This is a genomic window from Dactylosporangium sp. NPDC000521 (assembly GCF_042898305.1).
Lineage (GTDB): Bacteria > Actinomycetota > Actinomycetes > Mycobacteriales > Micromonosporaceae > Dactylosporangium.
The window spans coordinates 1-1,173 of record NZ_JBIAYW010000065.1; the positions used below are offsets into that span (position 1 = coordinate 1).

At 73.9% G+C, this 1,173-nt stretch carries 1 protein-coding gene; it reads left to right on the plus strand.

Annotation, left to right across the window (positions count from 1 at the left end; genetic code table 11):
• Positions 1-31: 31 nt before the first annotated feature.
• Positions 32-1,173: discoidin domain-containing protein (locus ACFY3L_RS54560; protein WP_389343953.1), on the plus strand; the 1,142-nt coding region annotated here is incomplete at its 3' end.

A 1,173-nucleotide genomic window follows, 5' to 3' on the forward strand; every position in this document is an offset into this window, starting at 1 on the left:
CCCGGCGCCGGTCACGACGCGCTACGTGCGGATGCAGGGGGTGCGGGGCAACGCCCAGTACGGCTACTCGCTGTACCACTTCCGGGCGTTCGAGCCGAGCGGCACCGACGTCGCGGCCAAGCGCCCGGCGACGGCGTCGAGCGCCGACACCGGCTTCCCCGCGAGCGCCGTCACCGACGGCAGCCCGACCACGCGCTGGGCCGTGTCGAAGGCAGACCGCCTCCGCAGCGACTCGTGGATCCAGGTCGACCTCGGCGGGCCCACCACGCTGTCGCAGGTGCAGCTCGGCTGGGAGTCCGCGGCGGGACAGGAATACCGGGTTCAGACCTCGATGGACGGCGTCACCTGGCAAGACGTCGCGCGGCACCGGGAGACCGGCAACCGCGTGCTCACGTCGGACGGCGGGTGGATCTCCGTCGAGAACAAGGGCGGCTTCGTCGTCCGCGGCTCCGACGCCCCGATCACCGTCTCCCGCACGAGCGACACCCAGCAGGTGATCCGCCTCGCCGACGGCGGCCAGGGACCGCGCCTGATCGAGATGGTGCCGGGCGCGGCCGCCGCAACAGCCGCGCAGGCTGCGCGGCCCGGGCCGACGACGTCGAACCCCGCCACGCAGGCCGCGCTGGTCGACGGCTTCCTCGTCGTCTTCAACCTCTCCGGCGCCGGGGCCACCACGGCGGTCACGATCCCGCACGACGGCGGTGCTGTTCCGCTGTACGCCGGCACTCAGCGCGTCGGGGCGACGTCCTCCGTGCTGGACGTGACGCTCCGCCCGGGCTCGGCCGTCGTGCTCGCCCCGCGGATCACCGCGGTGACGCCGGGCAAGGGGACAGCCCCGGCCGGACTGACCGCCGTGGTCGACGACGCGCGCACCATCCACGTCTCCTCCGACGGCACCGCCCGCTCGGTGCAGCTGCGCAACCTCGAGACCGGAGAGGTGCTGGGCGCCGGCCTGCCGCCCACGGGCAAGGTCAAGACCGTGGTCTACCCCACCGCCCACCCGTACCCGGTCGCGGACCTCGCACTCAGCACGGAAACCTTCCCCGCGTCCGTGCTTCCGCAGGGCATGACGTCGCCGTCGCTCGCCGTCGACGGCGACCGAGGCACGGCGTGGGTCCCAGGAACGGACGGGCGCATGGTCGTCGATCTGGGACGGTCCGCCGCGATCGGCAC